This is a genomic window from Novosphingobium sp., from assembly GCF_965228995.1.
In the GTDB taxonomy this organism is placed as follows: Bacteria; Pseudomonadota; Alphaproteobacteria; order Sphingomonadales; family Sphingomonadaceae; genus Novosphingobium.
Window position 1 is genome coordinate 2,169,317 of the sequence record NZ_OZ245852.1, and the last position, 16,256, is coordinate 2,185,572.

The 16,256-nt window shown below is 64.1% G+C and carries 20 protein-coding genes; 10 read left to right on the forward strand and 10 right to left on the reverse strand.

From position 1 onward, the window contains the following. Positions 1 to 11 precede the first annotated feature (11 nt). On the forward strand, positions 12 to 1,262 hold the full coding sequence (locus ACO056_RS10205) for an MFS transporter (protein WP_421846317.1): 1,251 nt from the start codon (positions 12 to 14) through the stop codon (positions 1,260 to 1,262). Positions 1,263 to 1,351: 89 nt separating this feature from the next. On the opposite strand, the gene ACO056_RS10210 is transcribed toward ACO056_RS10205, so the two are convergent. Together ACO056_RS10210 and ACO056_RS10215 are read right to left on the reverse strand one after the other, a co-directional pair. Beyond that, positions 1,352 to 2,338, reverse strand: a complete 987-nt coding sequence (locus ACO056_RS10210) for an alpha/beta fold hydrolase (RefSeq protein WP_421846319.1) — start codon at positions 2,336 to 2,338, stop codon at positions 1,352 to 1,354. Positions 2,339 to 2,388: 50 nt separating this feature from the next. Beyond that, positions 2,389 to 3,366: a helix-turn-helix domain-containing protein gene (locus tag ACO056_RS10215; protein ID WP_421846321.1), complete on the reverse strand. Its 978-nt coding sequence runs from the start codon at positions 3,364 to 3,366 to the stop codon at positions 2,389 to 2,391. A 226-nt stretch (positions 3,367 to 3,592) separates the two neighbouring features. Here ACO056_RS10215 and ACO056_RS10220 point away from each other — a divergent pair, with 226 nt between their 5' ends. Then, complete coding sequence (locus ACO056_RS10220; protein WP_421846323.1) at positions 3,593 to 4,153, forward strand: ferritin-like domain-containing protein; 561 nt, start codon at positions 3,593 to 3,595, stop codon at positions 4,151 to 4,153. A gap of 28 nt (positions 4,154 to 4,181) precedes the next feature. Here the strand turns inward: ACO056_RS10220 and ACO056_RS10225 are convergent, their stop codons facing one another. The 7 genes from ACO056_RS10225 to ACO056_RS10255 all read right to left on the reverse strand — a co-directional run bounded on the left by ACO056_RS10225 (position 4,182) and on the right by ACO056_RS10255 (position 9,689). Beyond that, positions 4,182 to 4,703, reverse strand: a complete 522-nt coding sequence (locus tag ACO056_RS10225; RefSeq protein WP_421846325.1) for a cytochrome P460 family protein — start codon at positions 4,701 to 4,703, stop codon at positions 4,182 to 4,184. A gap of 110 nt (positions 4,704 to 4,813) precedes the next feature. After that, positions 4,814 to 5,569 (reverse strand): SDR family oxidoreductase, encoded by a 756-nt coding sequence (locus ACO056_RS10230; protein WP_421846327.1) that lies wholly within the window; start codon positions 5,567 to 5,569, stop codon positions 4,814 to 4,816. Between the two features lie 140 nt (positions 5,570 to 5,709). Further along, positions 5,710 to 6,045: a putative quinol monooxygenase gene (locus ACO056_RS10235; protein WP_421846329.1), complete on the reverse strand. Its 336-nt coding sequence runs from the start codon at positions 6,043 to 6,045 to the stop codon at positions 5,710 to 5,712. A gap of 46 nt (positions 6,046 to 6,091) precedes the next feature. Continuing rightward, complete coding sequence (locus tag ACO056_RS10240) at positions 6,092 to 6,814, reverse strand: dienelactone hydrolase family protein (RefSeq protein ID WP_421846331.1); 723 nt, start codon at positions 6,812 to 6,814, stop codon at positions 6,092 to 6,094. A 21-nt stretch (positions 6,815 to 6,835) separates the two neighbouring features. After that, a complete protein-coding gene (locus ACO056_RS10245; protein ID WP_421846333.1) occupies positions 6,836 to 7,657 on the reverse strand; it encodes an alpha/beta fold hydrolase in 822 nt (273 codons plus the stop codon). Positions 7,658 to 7,697: 40 nt separating this feature from the next. Beyond that, positions 7,698 to 8,666: an alpha/beta fold hydrolase gene (locus ACO056_RS10250; protein WP_421846335.1), complete on the reverse strand. Its 969-nt coding sequence runs from the start codon at positions 8,664 to 8,666 to the stop codon at positions 7,698 to 7,700. Between the two features lie 117 nt (positions 8,667 to 8,783). Further along, positions 8,784 to 9,689, reverse strand: coding sequence for an MBL fold metallo-hydrolase (locus ACO056_RS10255; protein WP_421846337.1), 906 nt, complete (start codon positions 9,687 to 9,689; stop codon positions 8,784 to 8,786). A gap of 137 nt (positions 9,690 to 9,826) precedes the next feature. On the opposite strand from ACO056_RS10255, the gene ACO056_RS10260 reads away from it, so the two are divergent. From ACO056_RS10260 to ACO056_RS10295, 8 genes are all read left to right on the forward strand, one after another. After that, the gene (locus ACO056_RS10260; RefSeq protein WP_421846339.1) at positions 9,827 to 10,105 is read left to right on the forward strand and encodes a hypothetical protein; all 279 of its coding nucleotides are present in this window, start codon (positions 9,827 to 9,829) and stop codon (positions 10,103 to 10,105) included. Beyond that, positions 10,105 to 11,127, forward strand: a complete 1,023-nt coding sequence (locus tag ACO056_RS10265; RefSeq protein WP_421846341.1) for a dicarboxylate transporter/tellurite-resistance protein TehA — start codon at positions 10,105 to 10,107, stop codon at positions 11,125 to 11,127. Before ACO056_RS10260 ends, ACO056_RS10265 begins: the two co-directional genes overlap by 1 nt. Before the next feature lie 173 nt (positions 11,128 to 11,300). Beyond that, on the forward strand, positions 11,301 to 11,633 hold the full coding sequence (locus ACO056_RS10270) for an SH3-like domain-containing protein (protein ID WP_421846343.1): 333 nt from the start codon (positions 11,301 to 11,303) through the stop codon (positions 11,631 to 11,633). Then, positions 11,630 to 12,283 (forward strand): nitrile hydratase subunit alpha, encoded by a 654-nt coding sequence (nthA, locus tag ACO056_RS10275; RefSeq protein WP_421846345.1) that lies wholly within the window; start codon positions 11,630 to 11,632, stop codon positions 12,281 to 12,283. Before ACO056_RS10270 ends, nthA begins: the two co-directional genes overlap by 4 nt. Beyond that, positions 12,283 to 12,618 carry a hypothetical protein gene (locus tag ACO056_RS10280; protein WP_421846347.1) on the forward strand — a complete coding sequence of 112 codons (336 nt, stop codon included), beginning with the start codon at positions 12,283 to 12,285 and terminating at the stop codon, positions 12,616 to 12,618. Before nthA ends, ACO056_RS10280 begins: the two co-directional genes overlap by 1 nt. Next, positions 12,615 to 13,322, forward strand: coding sequence for an aquaporin (locus ACO056_RS10285; protein ID WP_421846349.1), 708 nt, complete (start codon positions 12,615 to 12,617; stop codon positions 13,320 to 13,322). Before ACO056_RS10280 ends, ACO056_RS10285 begins: the two co-directional genes overlap by 4 nt. Further along, positions 13,319 to 13,726 (forward strand): DUF302 domain-containing protein, encoded by a 408-nt coding sequence (locus ACO056_RS10290; protein WP_421846351.1) that lies wholly within the window; start codon positions 13,319 to 13,321, stop codon positions 13,724 to 13,726. The genes ACO056_RS10285 and ACO056_RS10290 overlap by 4 nt, the downstream gene beginning before the upstream one ends. Then, on the forward strand, positions 13,684 to 14,778 hold the full coding sequence (locus ACO056_RS10295) for a HoxN/HupN/NixA family nickel/cobalt transporter (protein ID WP_421846353.1): 1,095 nt from the start codon (positions 13,684 to 13,686) through the stop codon (positions 14,776 to 14,778). The genes ACO056_RS10290 and ACO056_RS10295 overlap by 43 nt, the downstream gene beginning before the upstream one ends. A gap of 24 nt (positions 14,779 to 14,802) precedes the next feature. Here the strand turns inward: ACO056_RS10295 and ACO056_RS10300 are convergent, their stop codons facing one another. Then, entirely contained in the window at positions 14,803 to 16,143 is a 1,341-nt protein-coding gene (locus tag ACO056_RS10300; protein WP_421846355.1) for a carbohydrate porin, read from the reverse strand. Positions 16,144 to 16,256 lie beyond the last annotated feature (113 nt).

A 16,256-nucleotide genomic window follows, 5' to 3' on the forward strand; every position in this document is an offset into this window, starting at 1 on the left:
GCACCCCGCACATGAACCCTGCGGCGACGAGCATCACCCAGGCTGGCCTCCGCGCGTCCGCCACGCGCATGATCGCCGGTGGAATGCTGGGCAATATGGTGAGCGTCAACACGGCGCTGACGTTCACCTTCGGCATTTTCATCAGCACACTTCATGCGGCCTATGGCTGGTCGCGTGCCGATATTGCCGTTGCAATGACGTGCTTTACCCTTGTGGCGTTCCTTGGATCGTCCCTCATCGGACGAGCCTCCGATCTTGGCGATCCGCGCCGCATTGCCGTGATGAGCTTCGTCGCGTTCGGCTTTGCGCTGATGCTGCTGCCGCTGTTCGTCCGCAGTGTGCAGTCGCTGTGGCTGGCCTATACGCTTGTGGCGATCCTCGGGCTTGGAACGTCCCCCGTGGTGATCAACCGGCCGCTGGTCGCGGCATTTTCGAGGCACCGCGGGCTTGCCATAGCTCTGGCGCTGACCGGCTCCGGCATTGGCGGGTTCGTGCTGCCGCAAGTGGCCGCTGCGCTCATCGCGCGTGGCGACTGGCGTTCGGGTTACACCGGCCTGGGCGCACTTGCTCTGATCGCTGCGCCTGCAGTCTGGTTCCTGCTGGGCAAGAGCGCGCCTGCCATGGAGCGTGCCGGCGGGCCCCGCGCCAGCGATCGCAGTGTCCGCTTGGGAGACGTCGCGCGATCGCGCGTGTTCTGGATACTCTCGGGGATTGCGCTGTGCGGCGGGCTTGGAATGTCGGGGCCGGCTGCACACCTCGTTCCGATGCTGGGCGATCAGGGACTGGACGCGCAGACTGCCGCCCGACTTGCGGCAGTCATCGGCCTCGCCAGCGTGATCGGCCGCCTGCTAACGGGCGCCGCACTCGACCGCTTCGATACGCCGTTGCCGGGCGTGCCCTTGCTGGCGCTGGGGGCCGCAGGGGTCGGGATCCTGAGCCATCCCGATCTGCACACGGCCGTGCCCGCGATTGCGATGCTTGGCTTCGTGATCGGCGCCGAGCTTGCGATGCTGGCGTACTACAGCAGCCGCTATTTCGGATTGGGCGCACACGCGACCATCTTCGGCTGGACTTATGGCATGGTATCGGTCGGGTCTGCGATTGGCCCCGTTCTGGTTGGCGCGCTGCGCGACGGGCAAGGAGATTACCGGCTCGGCTTTGCGCTCAGCGCGGGGGCGCTTGGGCTATCGAGCTTTCTGTGCGTTCTGCTTGGACCCTACCCCCTTGCCGTGAAGGCAGACGATTCCTCCCCCGGCGGGTGAATCGATTGAAACGGGGTCGCCTGACGCAGGGCGACGGGTGCTTGCACCACCCGATCGCCCCTAGTGCAGTCTGGCAGAGGAGAGCCTGATCAGCGGCGGGCCAGCTTGCGATCAAGGAAATCACGGATAAGCGGGACCATCACGTCGAGCTTGTCCTCGAGCGCAAAATGGCCGGTGTCGAGCAGATGCAATTCGGCATCGGGCAGATCGCGCAGATAGGGGGTTGCTCCGCTCGCCGGGAAGATCTTGTCGTTCTTCCCCCAGACGATGATCGTCGGCGGCCGGTACTTGCGGAAAAAGGCCTGAAACTGAGGGTAGAGCGGCACGTTGCTGCCATAGTCCCTGAACAGGTCGAGTTGAATATCGAGGTTGCCCGGCCGATCAAGCAGGGCCTGGTCGTGAACCCAGTTGTCGGGATCGATATGGGCAAGGTCGCTCATGCCGTCGGTGTACTGGAACTTGGTCGTTGCCAGCGTCATCAGGCCTTCGAGCGCCTTGCGATGCTCGGGCGTGTCGCCAGACCAGTAGGCTTTGATCGGATCCCAGAACAGGCCAAGGCCTTCGTCATAGGCATTGCCGTTCTGGACGATCAGCGCGCTGACCCGCTCGGGATGCATGAGCGCGAGGCGGTATCCGACGGGTGCGCCGTAATCCATCACGTACATCGCATAGCGCTGCATGCCCTTCTGCTGGAGCAGCGCATCGACGATCTCGGCGAAGTGAGCGAAGGTATAGGCGAATGCCGTGTGATCAGGCGCATCGCTCTGGCCGAAGCCCGGATAGTCCGGCGCGATCACATGATATTTGTCGGCCAGCAGCGGGATCAGGTTGCGAAACATGTGCGACGAGGTCGGAAAGCCATGGAGCAGCAGGACGACCGGCGCATCGGCTGGGCCAGCTTCGCGATAGAAGATGTCCCGTCCCTCGATCCTCGCCGTGCGGTACTGCACCATCACGACCGGCGCGGCATGGGCAGACAGCACGGGATGCGCCGCTGCGGTGAATGGGGCAAGCGCACTGCCGGCAAGGAGCGCGGATGATGCAAGCGCCAGAGCAATGCTTCGATATCTCGTCATGGCAGTTTCACCTTCGGTTTGGTGGGAGGAAGAACAGTGTCGGCACGCTCTTATTGGAGTGACGAGACCGTGGGGGCGTGGTTCCAGCCCGGCTGGTGGCGGCGCCGCCAGCGCGACGGGGTCATCCCGGTCTGCTGTTTGAAAATTGCGCAGAAATGCGCCTGGGATTGAAAGCCCGCTTCCAGCGCCACGGTGACGAGCGTGCTGTCAGTCGTCGCCATCAGCGTTTTTGCCCGGTCGATGCGGCGCGACACCACGAAGGTGTGGGGGCGCATTCCGGTGGCGGCGCGGAACTGCGCGGCAAAATGCATGCGTGAAAGGCCGGCGGCAGCCGCCAGATCGGCCAGCCGAAGGGGTTCATCGATATGCCCATCGACGAAAGCGTGAACGCGCTTGAGCCGCCACAGCGTCAGGCATCCCGGCGAATGCCTTGGCGCCAGATGCAGCAGGCGTACGAGAGCGATCTGGCTCAGCACATCGGCATTGGCGTGCAGCCAGCTGGCGGGCGCTTCCGTCAGCAGCGCACCAATCGTGCCGAGCAGAGGATCGCGAACCACCATGGATCCGAACTTGCGGAGCGCGCTTCGCGGCAGATCGACGAGTTCCACGGGCACTGCGAGATGCAGGAGGCTGCAGCCGCCGCGAGGACTGATGAGGAGGGATTGGCCCGGGCCGGTGACACAGGCAGTCCCCGGCGGGACGAGCCCATCGAGAAGCCGGTGGCGGCCATTCGCAAGGGCCATCGCTGCGTTGGCCAGAACCAGGGTTACGAGGTAGCAGTCGGGCGGGCAGCTGAGCCTGATTGTTCGCTGTGCGTCGCTGCAGTAGGTCCGCGCGGCGCAAATGCCTGAGGGCTGGCGGGCATTCTCCGATCCCGGCGTGACGGCAGGTGAGCGGCCGGTTGCAACTGCCGATGCATCGATACCCTTAATGGCGGATGAGGCGGACGGTGCGGCCCAAATATTTATAGCGTGAGCTGGTGAGCAGGGTTGTGCAATAATTTCTACGTTCATTTCAATCATCATCATCCTCGTTATTTTGAGAACAAAGTATATTGAGATTAGGAAGGGTATAAATTGGCCTCCAAATCTCGCCTATATTTCGCAGTTTATGGATTTTTCCTCAAGCGGCACGTGAATAGTCGGCGAAAAATGTTAGTTCGGGGAAGGTTGCGAACGCATCAGTTCGTGCGAAATTGAAAGATTGTGTGTGATCTGGGCCTAGAACTGCGGGACCAGTTCACGGAGTTTTTCGATGGCCCAGGATCTGTTTCTGACCGATGTGCAAACGTTGCGCGAACGGGCGCGCGAATTGCTGGAGCGTGGCGCGGTCACTGCTAGCTATGGCGGTGATGTCGCTACTGCAATCACGCTGCTGCAGGGCGTTGTTGCCACGGAGCTGGTGTGCGTGCTGCGCTACTCGATGCATGCCATCGCAGTTTCGGGCATCCATAGCGAAAGTGTCGGGGCTGAATTTGCCGAACACGCCGAAGAGGAACGGCGGCACATGCTGGCGGCGGCCAAGCGGATCGATCAGCTCGGCGGCACGCCCGATTTCAATCCGGAGGGCCTCGCACTGCGCTCCGCCACCGAGTACGGCGATGCCGCCTGCCTGATTGATATGGTCCGCGAAAACCTGATCGCCGAGCGTCTGGTGATCGAGCACTACCGCGAGCTGATTGCGTACTTCGGTGCGGGAGATCCCACCACGCGCATTCTGCTCGAGCGCATCCTCGCTGAAGAGGAAGAGCACGCGACCGACATGCATGATCTGCTGGTAGCGCACCAGGGCCATCCGTTCCTGCCGGCTGGGTGAGGATGGTGGGCGCTGTCGGCCCGGCCGTTCAGGGAGCGTAGCGCGTGAAGACGAAGTCCTCCGCAGCCGGCAATTTGGCGTGGCAGGCAAAACATGTCTGCATCAGGTTCGGATCGGGGTTGGCCTTGCCGTTTTCGAATTGGCCATAACCCCAGCCGCCCGTCGCGGCGTATCGCTTCGCATCCTTGCGGGAAATCTGAACGTTGGTGGCTTCTCCGGCGACGAACGATTGCGCCTTGCCGAACACCGCATTGTTCCGGGCAGACGGCACGAGCTTCCAGGCGACCCGCGCCAGCATCGCTCCATCGGGAAAAGGACGCTTCCCTGCGCGATAGGCCTTTACGGCGAGCGGGTTGCCGAGGATGACGCGGATATCGTCGAGATTGCCGGCTTCGTGCGCAGCGCTGATGACTTGCCACTGGCGGTATCCTGCGGGCAAGGCGACGCCGTAGATCGGCGAGTTGTCTGGCTGATCGGGCCCGTTCGCGCTGCCGGCCACACCGAATGGCAAGACAAGCGCCGCGGCGGCGGCAAGCCAGACGGCGTTCACTCTCATCCCATGTGCTCCCTTGGCAGGGGAAAGGCTACGGTGCGGTACGAGAGGGGGTGGGCGCCCGGCTGCCGGGAGGGATGGGGGCAAAACAGCCGGGCGCCTGCGGGTCAGACCTGAGCCGCCCCGCCATCCGCGAACAGCTCCGAGCCATTCACGAAACTTGCCTTGTCGGACGCCAGGAACAGCGCAGCCTGCGCGATTTCCTCGGCTTCTCCCACTCTGCCGAGCGGGATTGCTCCGGCAAAATGATCGAGCAATTCCTGCTGGCGCGCGGCATCATCGCCTGCAAGCCCGACCAGGCCGGGCGTGCGAACCGGGCCGGGGCTGAGGACGTTGACCCGGATGCCGGTGCCCTGAAGATCGGTCGCCCAACCGCGCGCGAGATTGCGCACGGCGGCCTTGGAAGCCGAGTAGACACTGAACGCCGCCGTGCCGCCCGAGGCGGCGGTCGAGCCGGTCAGGATGATCGAGCCGCCGCGCCCCATCAGGGGCAGCGCCTTCTGAACCGTGAAGATGACGCCCTTGACGTTGCGGCCGAACGTATCGTCGACCTGCTCTTCGGTGATCTGTCCAAGCGGCAGCAGGCTGCCGCCGCCGGCGTTGGCGAAGAGGATATCGATCCGCCCCACATCCGAACGGACATGGCCGTACAAGGCGTCGAGATCGCCCAGGCGGGCCGAGTCAGCGCGGATACCCGTCGCGCTGGGGCCGATTTCCTCGACCGCACGATCGAGCGCGCTCTGGTTGCGACCGGTGATATAGACCTTCGCGCCTTCCTCCGCGAACAACTTGGCAGTGGCAAAGCCAATCCCGGTCGATCCGCCAGTTATCACCGCGATCTTGCCTTGAAGAAAGGTATGCATGATGAAATCCTCTTGATGATAAGGCGCACAGGCAGAACGAAATTCGCGTTAGCCTTGGCGTATCATGACTATACGAGGTGCTTGTTCGCAGGGAAAAACAGCTCTCGTTAGATTACATGGGCTGCCGTCAGGTCTTCACCCTAGGAAGGCATGTCGAGCTCCTGAGCACCGCCGATGAGATACATCGTGCCGGATCGCGCCCGGATCCTCAGCTTGAGGGCAGCCGCGAGGACCGACTGGAACGCTTCGCTGGCCAAATGTGCGTTCAGATCGTGCTCGCTGGCCCAGCCTTCGGTGAGGTGGAAGGTTTCGGGATCGAGCACATCCTGCGCCGCGTTCAGGAATACGCAGCCCGGACGCGCGCGGGCGGCTTTGGCCATGCGGGCCGCGAGGACCTTGTAGGCGGCCGTGTCCGCTGGATCGAGGACGTAGCTTGCGCTGATGAGGAGTGCTGGTTTGGCGGCTTCTTCGGTCATGGCCGGTCCCTTCGATGCAGTCTGCAGATCTCAGAGGTTCCGCTCCTCATTCCGCTCGTGCGGACCCGCCGGGAGCTTCAAGCCACTTAGCGAAGAAGGCCCAGGTGCGCTGATTGGCGAGCGCTGCTGCCGCCGCGTCATAGTGGGCACCGTTGTGGCGGGAGAATGCGTGGCGGCAACCTGCGTAGGTGAACACCTCGGTGTCGTCGTGGTCGATCAGCGCCATGGCAATCGCAGTTCGTGCCGGTTCCGGCATGAACTCGTCATCCCCTGCAAAATGCAGCAGCATCGGCGCCGAGATGGCGTCCGCTTCGCCAAGGTATCGCTCGGTATCGGCGCCGTGGAAGGCCACGCCGGCATCGATCTGCAAGCGCGCGGCGGCGAGGAAGGTCAGCAGCCCGCCAAGGCAATAGCCGAGCACGCCGACCTTGCCCGTCGCGCCAGCAAGGCTGGCAGCCGCGCCCACGGTCGCGGCAATGTCCTGCACACCGAGATTGCGGTCAAATGCCTGATAGAGCCGCAATCCCGTCTGCCAGTCCGCCTCCGAGCGGACATCGAGATCGGTGCCGCGCTGCTGGCGCCAGAAGAGATCGGGGCAAATGGCGATGAAACCATGGGCGGCGAGCGTATCGCATGTCTCGCGCATATCCGCGTTCACCCCGAACACCTCGTGGAGCACCACGACTGCGGGGGCGGGGAGCGCCGCCGGGACAGCGCGATAGGCGGCAAAGCTGCCTTCCGGCACGGTGATTTCGATGTGATCGCCCATGGCGGCCTCCCGCAGCCGGCTTCAGCTCCTGAGGAAGTCGAGCAGATCCGCGTTGAACCGGTCGCGATGCGTCACCATCAGGCCGTGCGGCGCACCCGGATAGACCTTGAGCTCTGCGCCCTTGACCATCGTGACCGTGAGGCGCGCGGCATCATCGATGGGCACGATCTGGTCGTCGTCACCATGGATGATCAGGGTCGGCTTATCGAACTTGGCGAGATCGTCGTAGAACACCGATTCCGAAAACTGCTTGATGCAGTCATAGGCCCCCTTGAGACCCGCCTGCATCGATTGCAGCCAGAACGCGTCCTTGATGCCTTGCGAGACTTTCGAGCCGGGTCGATTGGCGCTGTAAAAGAATTCGGCAAGGTCATGGTAATATTGCGACCGGTCGGTGCCGACGCCTTTGCGGATGTCATCGAACACGCCGATTGGCAAGCCGCCGGGGTTGCGTTCGGTCTTGAGCATCGTTGGCGGGATTGCCGAGACGAGCACCGCCGCCTTGACTCGCGCCGTCCCGTGCCGGCCGATGTAGCGCGTGACTTCGCCGCCGCCCGTGGAATGGCCCACATGCGTGACGTCGTGGAGATCGAGCGCATGGACCACCGCAGCCAGATCGTCGGCATAAGTATCCATGTCGTTGCCCGCCCAGGTCTGGCTGGATCGGCCATGGCCGCGGCGATCATGGGCAATCGCGCGAAAGCCGTGCGAGGCGACCGTGAAGAGCTGGTCTTCCCAGGCATCCGCATTGAGCGGCCAGCCATGGGAGAACATCACGACCGGCCCTGTACCCCAATCCTTGTAGAAGATTTCGGCTCCGTCCTTGGTTTTCACGACAGGCATGATGTGTCCTTTCAGCAGGGCTTGGTGGAGTTGGTTGCGATCATGATCTGACAAAAGCCAGCAGATCGGCGTTGAAGCGGTCACGGTGCGTGACGACGAGGCCGTGGGGCGCGCCCGCGTAGACCTTGAGCGTAGCGCTGCGAATCAGCTTGCTCTGCAGAAACGCCGAATTGGCGATCGGCACGAGTTGGTCGTCATCGCCGTGGATGATCAGGGTAGGGACATCGAAGTGCTTGAGATCGTCTGTGAAATCGGTCTCGGTCTGCGCCTTGATGCCGTCGTAGACCGCCTTGAGGCCGGCTGCCATGCATTGCCGCCAGAACCCGTCGCGCACGCCCTTGGAAACCAGCGCACCCGGACGGTTGGCACCAAAGAACGGGACGCTGAGATCGTGATAGAACTGGGCGCGGTCGGTGGCGACAGTCCGGCGCAAGTCGTCGAACGCAGATAACGGGGCTCCGGCCGGATTCGCCGCCGTGCACAGGCGCAGCGGGGGGATAGCCGAAACGAGCACCGCCTTGCGCAGCCGGGACGTGCCATGACGGCCGATGTAGCGTGTGATTTCGCCGCCGCCAGTGGAGTGGCCGACCAGCGTGACGCCGCGCAGATCGAGCGCGGTGAACACTGCATCGAGATCGTCGGCGTAAGTATCGATATCGTTGCCATTCCACGTCTGGCTGGAGCGGCCATGGCCGCGCCGATCGTGTGCGATCACCCGGCACCCGTTCGAGGCGAGGAAGAACAGCTGGTCTTCCCACGCTTCGCTGCTGAGCGGCCATCCATGGGACAGCACGACGACCGGGCCCGATCCCCAGTCCTTGTAGTAGATGGCCGCCCCGTCACGCGTGGTGGCGGTGCCTTCAGAGGGACGCGGGCCGGTCGCCGCCGGAGCCGCCCAGGTGCCGGCCAACGGCGCAATGCCGAAGGCGCCGACGGCGGCAAGGCCCGCAGCTCCGGCGAGAACCCGCCGGCGCGATGTTAGCGGAAAGGCTGGCGATGAAGAAGGCATGAGATCCTCCGGAGACAGGCGCGGACGCGCTCGGTTCTTGGGAAATCTAGGAGCAGGGCGGGCGGGGGCGTTAGCCAGTTGCCACGAGAGGCCGTTAGATGGTGCGAGGAGCCGGGCCTAGACGCCGCGATAGACAAGGCGGGTGAACAGCTCGCCGCTGATCAGTGCCTGGCCCCACTGCGGATCGAGGGCGGCGGTCGGCCGGGCCGCGACGACCTGATCGGCGGATTTGCCCCGTGCCTTGAGCGCTGCGACCTTGTTGCGGACCGTTACCAGCATGTCGCGAAATGCGATGAGCTGGGTGCGGTTGCCGAGTGGTCCGTGGCCGGGAACGATCTGCGTGTGCGGACCGGTAGCGACGATGTTGGCGTTGGCGGCGCGGATCGCGCCATCGATGCTGCCTCCGCCGACATAGTCGATGAAGGGGTACATCCCGTTCCAGAACGTGTCGCCGGTAGCGAGCACATCGGCCTGTCTGAAATAGACCGACATGTCGCCGTCGGTGTGTCCGGGCCGATAATGGCGGATCGAGATCGTTTCGCCGCCGAACTTCAGCAGCTTGTCGGCGGTGAGGATCTGGTTCGGAAGATCGCGCGGAGCAATCGGTGTGAAAGTGTGCTCCCATTCCACCACGCGGATGGTCTCGCCGAGACGGCGGCGGACCTTGCGGTCTGCCAGAATTGTCGCGCCCGATTGGCGCAGCCATCCGTTGCCATCGGTGTGATCCCAGTGCCAATGCGTGTTGACGACATAGCGGACCGGCCCCTTGCCGACCGAGCGCAGGGCATTTTCGATTTTCGCCCGGGATACGGCGATGCCGGCATCGACCAGGAGCAAGCCGTCCGCACCCGCAAGCACCGATATATTGCCGCCTGAACCCGAGAGCATGGCCATTCCGCCGCGCAGCTTCTGAATGGTGATCGGATCGGCCGCGGCGGCGGCGTTGATGGTGGAATAGGGACTTGCGCCAGCCGCGCCCGCCATGAGCGTGGCACCGACCGCAAGGCTGCAGGCTGCCATCATGCTCTGTCTTTGCCGCGCTTTCATGCCGTCTCTCCATCCGGTTTGCCGGGATGCTGATAGCGCGGGGATGGCGACATCGGGAAGTTAAGCCCCGTGAGAATGCATGAGATATTCGAGAGATGTTAAATAGCGATCCGATGCACTTCATCGGCATGGAGTTTATCATCTACCGTGATCTTGCAAGTTCTCACGCTTTTCGCGCTTCGGGTGATCTATACTGGCGATGTGTCCGCAAGCTTGCAGAGGAAAGCTCCATGTCCCGCGTCAGGATAGTGCCGGATCAGGCAGATCAACCGTTGACCGATAGCCCGCAGATGCAGTCCGCCCTCGCGCAGCATAGCGAGGCGGTGCTGGACGAGGCGCTTGAGGCATCGTTTCCGGCGAGCGATCCGCTCGCATCCAATCGGTTCGATTGATGGCTGCCGTTGCTGGAGAACTGGACCGGCGCGGAGCGACCTCCGGGGCCGTCCAGCACTCGCGGGGCCAATGGCTGGTCCGGGTTCCGGTTTCCTATTTCGGCATGGTGCTGGGGCTCGAAGGGCTGGCGGGCAGCTGGCGGGAAGCTCATGCCGCCTGGGGCGGGCCGAGTGTGATCGGTGAGGGCCTGTTCGCGCTGGCCGCCGTCGTCTGGCTCGCCCTGACCGGGCTTTATCTCGCTAAGTGGATCTGGCGCTTTGGTGAAGCGCTGAGCGAGTGCGCGGACCCCTTGCGCGGCAGCTTTATCGGTCTGGGCGGCGTCGCGACGCTTCTGCTGGCACAGGGCGCCTTGCCCTATAGCCGCGAAGTGGCCGTAGTCCTCTTTTTTGCGGGCGGAACGTTCTCGCTCGGGTTCGGCATCTGGCGCTCTGGGCCGCTCTGGCAAGGTCAGCGCCCGGTGGAAGTGACCACGCCCCTCCTCTATCTGCCGATCGTCGCCAGCGGTTTTGTCATTGCTGCAACAGCTGGTGCACTGGGCTGGCATGCATGGGCTGCGCTTGCCTTTGGCGGGGCGTTCTTCTCATGGCTTGCGCTTGAATCGGTCGTGCTGCACCGGCTTCTGGAGGCCGCGACGCTCCCGCCAGAGGTGCGCCCGGTGCTGGGTATCCTGCTTGCGCCTCCAGCGGTGGGCGCGCTGGCTGCGCTTGCGGGCGGGGCGAATCCGGCTGGTCCGCTTGTTCTGGGGCTTGCCGGATATGGCCTGCTGCAGGCGATGCTGCTGCTGCGCATGTGGTGGTGGATTGCCAAGCAGCCATTTGCGCCTTCGTATTGGGCGATCACCTTTGGCGCGACCGCGCTGCCGAACACGGTGACGCGATTGGCGATGGCCTCGCCGGGGCATGAACTGGCGGGGCTGGGCTTTGCGCTGTTTGTCGCGAGCAATCTGCTGGTTGGGGTGATCGGCTTCAAGACGATCATGCTGTTCCTGCGTCCGCGCCATTCGCCGGAACCGGCAGCGTGATCGCCGGCTTGCAACAGTTTGCGAGGGCTAACAGCGTCTTACTGGATCAGCTTCCGGCTTCATCGCAAACAATGGCTGTCCGTCCCGCACAGCGCGGGGTCCAAAACCAACTGCCCCGGGGCTGGCCGAAGTAACCCGTCGAGGCGGCGAGACTGCCATGCAGGAGATCCAACGTGACCCAGACACAGTTCGACCGCGTGGTGCCCGCAACCGGCGAGACTCCGGCTTTCGCACCCGGTGATCGCGTCCGCGTCGGGACCCGCGTTCCGATCGGCCACTACCGCGTCCCGCGCTATCTGCGCGGCAAACGCGGCCGTGTCGTCAAGATCATCGAGCCCTCGCTGATCGACAACGAGGAGGAGGGCTATGGCCGCAACGCGGGCAACCGGCGGCACTACTACCGGATATCGGTGCCACTGGCCGAGATCTGGCCCGACTACGAGGCATCGCCGCGCGACGAGCTTTTGATCGAAGTCTTTGAAACCTGGTTGGAGTGCCTGCCATGACCGCAAATCACGCCGAAGGAGTGCATGAGCACGATCACGATCATGCCCCGATTACCGCTGACGTCAGGCCCGGTTATTACGAGATCATGGAAACCGCCTTGCGCGAGCTGCTCATCGAGAAGGGCTTGCTCACGGCGGGCGAGATCCGCCGACAGCTTGAAGTGCTCGACAGCCGATCCCCCGCGCTGGGGGCCGCGGTCGTCGCGAGGGCATGGACCGACCCCGCGTTCCGGCAGCGCCTGCTCGAAAACGGTCGCGGCGCTTGCGAGGAGCTGGGGATCACCTTCTACGACGATACCGATCTCATCGTGCTCGAGAACACGCCTGAAGTGCACAACCTCATCGTGTGCACCTTGTGCTCATGCTACCCGCGCCCGGTGCTCGGGCTGCCGCCCGACTGGTACAAGCTGAAGCCGTACCGCGCTCGTGCGGTGATCGAACCGCGCAAGGTGCTGGCGGAATTCGGCACGATCATTCCCGATGACGTCGAGGTCCGCGTCAGCGATTCCACCGCGACAGTGCGCTTCCTCGTGCTGCCAAGGCGGCCGGAGGGCACCGAGAACTGGTCCGAGGCCGAACTTGCTGCGCTCGTGACCCGCGACGCGATGATCGGCGTCATTCCCGTAACTCTCGAGCAGGAGGCCGCGTGATGATCGGTCCAGAAAGTGTCACCCGTTTGCCGAACGATATCGGCGGTCTGGACGCACCCGCATTCAGCCGGGTCGATCATGATCTGCTGCCGTGGGAAAAGCGCTGCCATGCGCTGGCCGACGTGCTCGATCTGCGCAAGATCATCAACACCGAGGAAAAGCGCAAAGGGGTCGAGGCGCTGGGCGCAAGCCTGATCGGCGAGCTCTCTTACTACGAGCGCTGGATCGTTGTGTTCGCCAACCTGTCGTTCGCCAAGGGCTTCTTTGCCCCGAGCGAACTGGCACGCAAGATGGTTGAAGTGGCAGACCGCTTCGACGCCGAACACGCGGCGTGACGGGCGCGCCGCCCGCCTGCTTCCACGAGGCCGATCCGGGGATCGCGCTGGCCCGGCGCGCTGCCGCGGAGGGTGCCGGGACGCTGCTGCTGGCCTTCGCGGCCAGCGCAGGCGGGATCGCAGCGACGCGCCTGTTGCCTGGCCAGCCGGGCGCGGCCGCCTTGTTCGTTGCACTTGCGGTGGCGGGCGCGCTGGTGGCGCTGATCGTGGCGCTGGGCACGCTTTCGGGTGGGCATTTCAATCCGCTCATCAGTTTCGCGCAGCTGCTGTCCGGTGAGCGAACCCTGCCTTGCGCGGCCGCCTATATCGCCTGTCAGCTGGCGGGCGGAGTGGCCGGCGGCGCGCTGGGCGCCGCTCTGTGGCACGCCGCACCTGCGGGCGCGGGCGGGCTCGGACCTGCGGGCATGGCAAGCGAGTTTGTCGCGAGCGCCGGGCTTATGCTGATTGTCCTTGGCTCGGCCCGAAGCGGGCGGCCCGAAACCGGACCGTTTGCAGTCGGAGCCTGGCTCGTCGCCGCGATCATCGCAACACCAACCGGCTCCTATGCCAATCCGGCGGTGGTCGTGGGCGCAGTGGTGGCCGCTGGGCCGGTCGCGCTCGGAGCCGGGTCGGCGCCCCCCTACATTGCCGCCGAGATCGCGGGCACGCTCTTCGCGCTGGCGATCATCGCAGGCCTATTCCCCAAGAAGGAGCCCATAGCATGACCATTGAAGGACTGGTCCCGGTGGCCAGTGACGCAGGGTATGCGGAGACGATCAAACGCCTGGACAAGGCACTCGCCGACCGCGGAATTTTGCCGATCCTGCGGCTTGATCATGCCGCAGCAGCGGCTTCGGTCGGCCTTTCGCTGCGTCCCCTGCTGCTGCTCCTGATCGGTGATCCAAGGGTGGGGACGCGGTTGATGCAGGCAAACCCGACAGCGGGGATCGATCTTCCGCTGCGGTTGCTGGTCTGGGAAAGCGAGCAGGGCGAGACATGGCTTGGTTACGCCGATCCTGCCTGGATACAGGCGCGCCATGGCATCGGCGATGTGCCCGACGTTGTGGGCAGGATGGCGACGACGTTGTGCGATCTGGCACTCGTTGCCGCTGGCACGCGGCGCTCGTGATGTGGTCGCTGGCGCGGGCGCTCCCGGCTGATCCGGTCTTCCGGACAAATCTTATCGCCGTCTATGCGTTCGTGGGGATATTGAACCTCGGCGCTTGGATCTGGGCGCTTGTCGTGTTCGCTGGGCAGCCGGTGCTGCTGGGTGTCGGCGTTGTCGTTTATGGCCTCGGTCTGCGCCATGCAGTCGATGCCGATCACATTGCCGCAATCGACAATGTGACACGCAAGCTGCTCCACGAAGGGCAGCGCCCGGCCTCGATCGGCTTGTGGTTTGCGCTGGGGCACTCGACCGTCATCCTGCTCGCCACCGCCGTCGTCGTGTCGGCGGCAGGCAGCCTCGGCCGAATGCCCGCGTTCCGGGAGATCGGCGGGATCGTGAGCATGAGCGTTTCGGGCGTATTCCTGCTCCTCGTTGCGGTGATGAACACCTGCATCCTGCTGGCGATCATCCGCACCATCCGCCGGGTACGCGCGGGTCACGCTATCGCCGAAGTCGAACTCGATGTGCTGTTCGCCGGCAACGGACTGCTTTCGCGGCTGGTGCGGCCGTTGTTCCGCTGCGTCAGGCACCCCTGGCATATGGGGCTGCTCGGATTCCTGTTCGGCCTTAGCTTCGAGACCGCATCCGAGGTGGCCCTGTTCGGGATCTCGGCGACCCAGGCGGCCCACGGCGCAGGGCTGGGCATGGCGTTGATATATCCGGTCCTGTTCGCCGCCGGCATGGCGCTTCTCGATACGACCGACGGGGTGATGATGGTGGGTGCCTATCACTGGGCGACGGCAAACCCCTTGCGCAAGCTCTACTACAACCTGACGATCACCCTGATGTCGATCGCGGTTGCCTTGTTCATCGGCGGGGTCGAGCTGTGCACGCTGATTGTACATGGGCTTGGCCTGCACGGCACTTTTGCCACTGGCACGACCACTTTGATGGCCAACTTCGATTATCTCGGACTGGCGATCATTGCGGTCTTTGCCTTCGCTTGGGCTGCCTCGCTCGTGACGTTTCGGCTCGTCGCCGGTGGACCCACCCCTGCACAGGCCGGACGCTGAGGCAGCAAGATCTCGGGCGGCCAGTTACAGCCTGAACGATGTTCGCAGCCCGATGATCAGCGCGTTGCCCGGTCCTGCCCGCAATGCCATCGGATCGCCAAGCAGCGCGGCCGAGGGATGAACGATCAGCTGCACATCGGGCTGCAAGGTGAGGTCATCACGCAGCTTGATCTGGTAGCTGGCCTCGATCACCATTTCACCGACCGGAGTGCGACAACGGGCTCCGGCGCGCGCGCAGCTATCGCGGTGGAGGGCACGCAGGCGGGGCGAGATACGGGCAAAAGCGAGGCCCAGCGCCAGCGTGTCATCTTGCCGGTGCCGAAATGGCCCGCTCAGGGTAAGGCCAGCGTCGGCGTAGAGATCAATGGGATTGCGGTCTGCCGGACTGGCCGTGGCCCGCAGGAAACCATGCAACGCCCGACCGGAAATCGAAGCAAGCCTCGCATCCGCGATGGCGTAGATGGCGAGGTTGCCGAGGTGGCTACGCGGTGCGCCGAACGCCTCTGGAGCCGCGAGCGAGGTTCCGGCTCGGTCGACACGGAGATCGTCGAACCGATCGAAATGCACCCAGCCGCCGAGAACGAGCGACCATGCCGGATCGGCCTCCTTCGCCGCGTGTCTCAGCTCGCCGATCAGGAACGGTCGGCCCTTGAAGTGAAACCCGTTGAATCCGTTCAGATTGCGGCGCTGCGGATCGCCGCTTCCCGGCCCGCCGGGGTCTCCGGCGAAGACTGCCATGCGCAGGCTGGTTTGCGGCGTCGCGGCGACCGCCAGCGAGAGGCCGGGCGTAGCAAGCGGATAAGCCGGGCCTCCGCTCGGCAAATCGCTGGCAAAGCTGCCCGGCCAGCCGAAGGTCGAGTTGACCATATGTGCGGCTGTCGGGCTGAGCACGAAGTCCTGATCGGCATTGAATTGCCCGGCGCGCAGGGTGACCCTCTCACCCAGCTTCCGCTCGATCCAGAGGTTGAACAGCCTGAGCGCGGGCTCCGCCTCGACCCCGCTGACTGTGAGCACATTCCCGGTGCGCTGCGCAGACAAGCCAGTGCCCGCGATTGCATGTACGCTGACGTGGGCCCTGGCGCCGCGCCATCCGAATGCGCGCGCGAGATCCCACTCACCGATCAGGCCGATCCGGTGCAGGTAGGCCGCGCCGGTCCGGGCTCCGCCGCTGACATCGGCATTGGCATCGCCGGTATAGATCAGCGACCATCGCAAGGCGCGGTCATCCGGCTGCGAGGGAAACATTGCGTCTTCGCGCGGCAAGGCAGCCGGGAGAGCAGGGGATGATGCATCGCGCGCAATTGCTGCCTGAACTGCGAGCAGGGATGCCAGCAAAGTGGAGCTGATGCGGTACAATTTTCGCATGAGCGAATGCCTCAACTCGCCGCTCTTTAGGTTGAAAACCAGGCTGGTTTTTATAATATTCGCAGGGTGTATTCTGAGATATTACTTAGATTAGATTGTGGTGGGCCAATAGT

What these genes read in the sequence shown, in the direction of transcription:
- ACO056_RS10255 (WP_421846337.1), bottom strand. Translation starts at nt 9,689, where the DNA reads ATGATGGCAGCCTGCAGCCTTGCGGTCGGTGCCACGCTCATGGCGGGC.
- ACO056_RS10245 (WP_421846333.1), bottom strand. Translation starts at nt 7,657, where the DNA reads ATGCCTGTCGTGAAAACCAAGGACGGAGCCGAAATCTTCTACAAGGAT.
- ACO056_RS10265 (WP_421846341.1), top strand. Translation starts at nt 10,105, where the DNA reads ATGGCTGCCGTTGCTGGAGAACTGGACCGGCGCGGAGCGACCTCCGGG.
- ACO056_RS10280 (WP_421846347.1), top strand. Translation starts at nt 12,283, where the DNA reads ATGATCGGTCCAGAAAGTGTCACCCGTTTGCCGAACGATATCGGCGGT.
- nthA (WP_421846345.1), top strand. Translation starts at nt 11,630, where the DNA reads ATGACCGCAAATCACGCCGAAGGAGTGCATGAGCACGATCACGATCAT.
- ACO056_RS10290 (WP_421846351.1), top strand. Translation starts at nt 13,319, where the DNA reads ATGACCATTGAAGGACTGGTCCCGGTGGCCAGTGACGCAGGGTATGCG.
- ACO056_RS10250 (WP_421846335.1), bottom strand. Translation starts at nt 8,666, where the DNA reads ATGCCTTCTTCATCGCCAGCCTTTCCGCTAACATCGCGCCGGCGGGTT.
- ACO056_RS10260 (WP_421846339.1), top strand. Translation starts at nt 9,827, where the DNA reads ATGCACTTCATCGGCATGGAGTTTATCATCTACCGTGATCTTGCAAGT.
- ACO056_RS10210 (WP_421846319.1), bottom strand. Translation starts at nt 2,338, where the DNA reads ATGACGAGATATCGAAGCATTGCTCTGGCGCTTGCATCATCCGCGCTC.
- ACO056_RS10300 (WP_421846355.1), bottom strand. Translation starts at nt 16,143, where the DNA reads ATGCGAAAATTGTACCGCATCAGCTCCACTTTGCTGGCATCCCTGCTC.
- ACO056_RS10240 (WP_421846331.1), bottom strand. Translation starts at nt 6,814, where the DNA reads ATGGGCGATCACATCGAAATCACCGTGCCGGAAGGCAGCTTTGCCGCC.
- ACO056_RS10205 (WP_421846317.1), top strand. Translation starts at nt 12, where the DNA reads ATGAACCCTGCGGCGACGAGCATCACCCAGGCTGGCCTCCGCGCGTCC.
- ACO056_RS10235 (WP_421846329.1), bottom strand. Translation starts at nt 6,045, where the DNA reads ATGACCGAAGAAGCCGCCAAACCAGCACTCCTCATCAGCGCAAGCTAC.
- ACO056_RS10220 (WP_421846323.1), top strand. Translation starts at nt 3,593, where the DNA reads ATGGCCCAGGATCTGTTTCTGACCGATGTGCAAACGTTGCGCGAACGG.
- ACO056_RS10215 (WP_421846321.1), bottom strand. Translation starts at nt 3,366, where the DNA reads ATGATGATGATTGAAATGAACGTAGAAATTATTGCACAACCCTGCTCA.
- ACO056_RS10230 (WP_421846327.1), bottom strand. Translation starts at nt 5,569, where the DNA reads ATGCATACCTTTCTTCAAGGCAAGATCGCGGTGATAACTGGCGGATCG.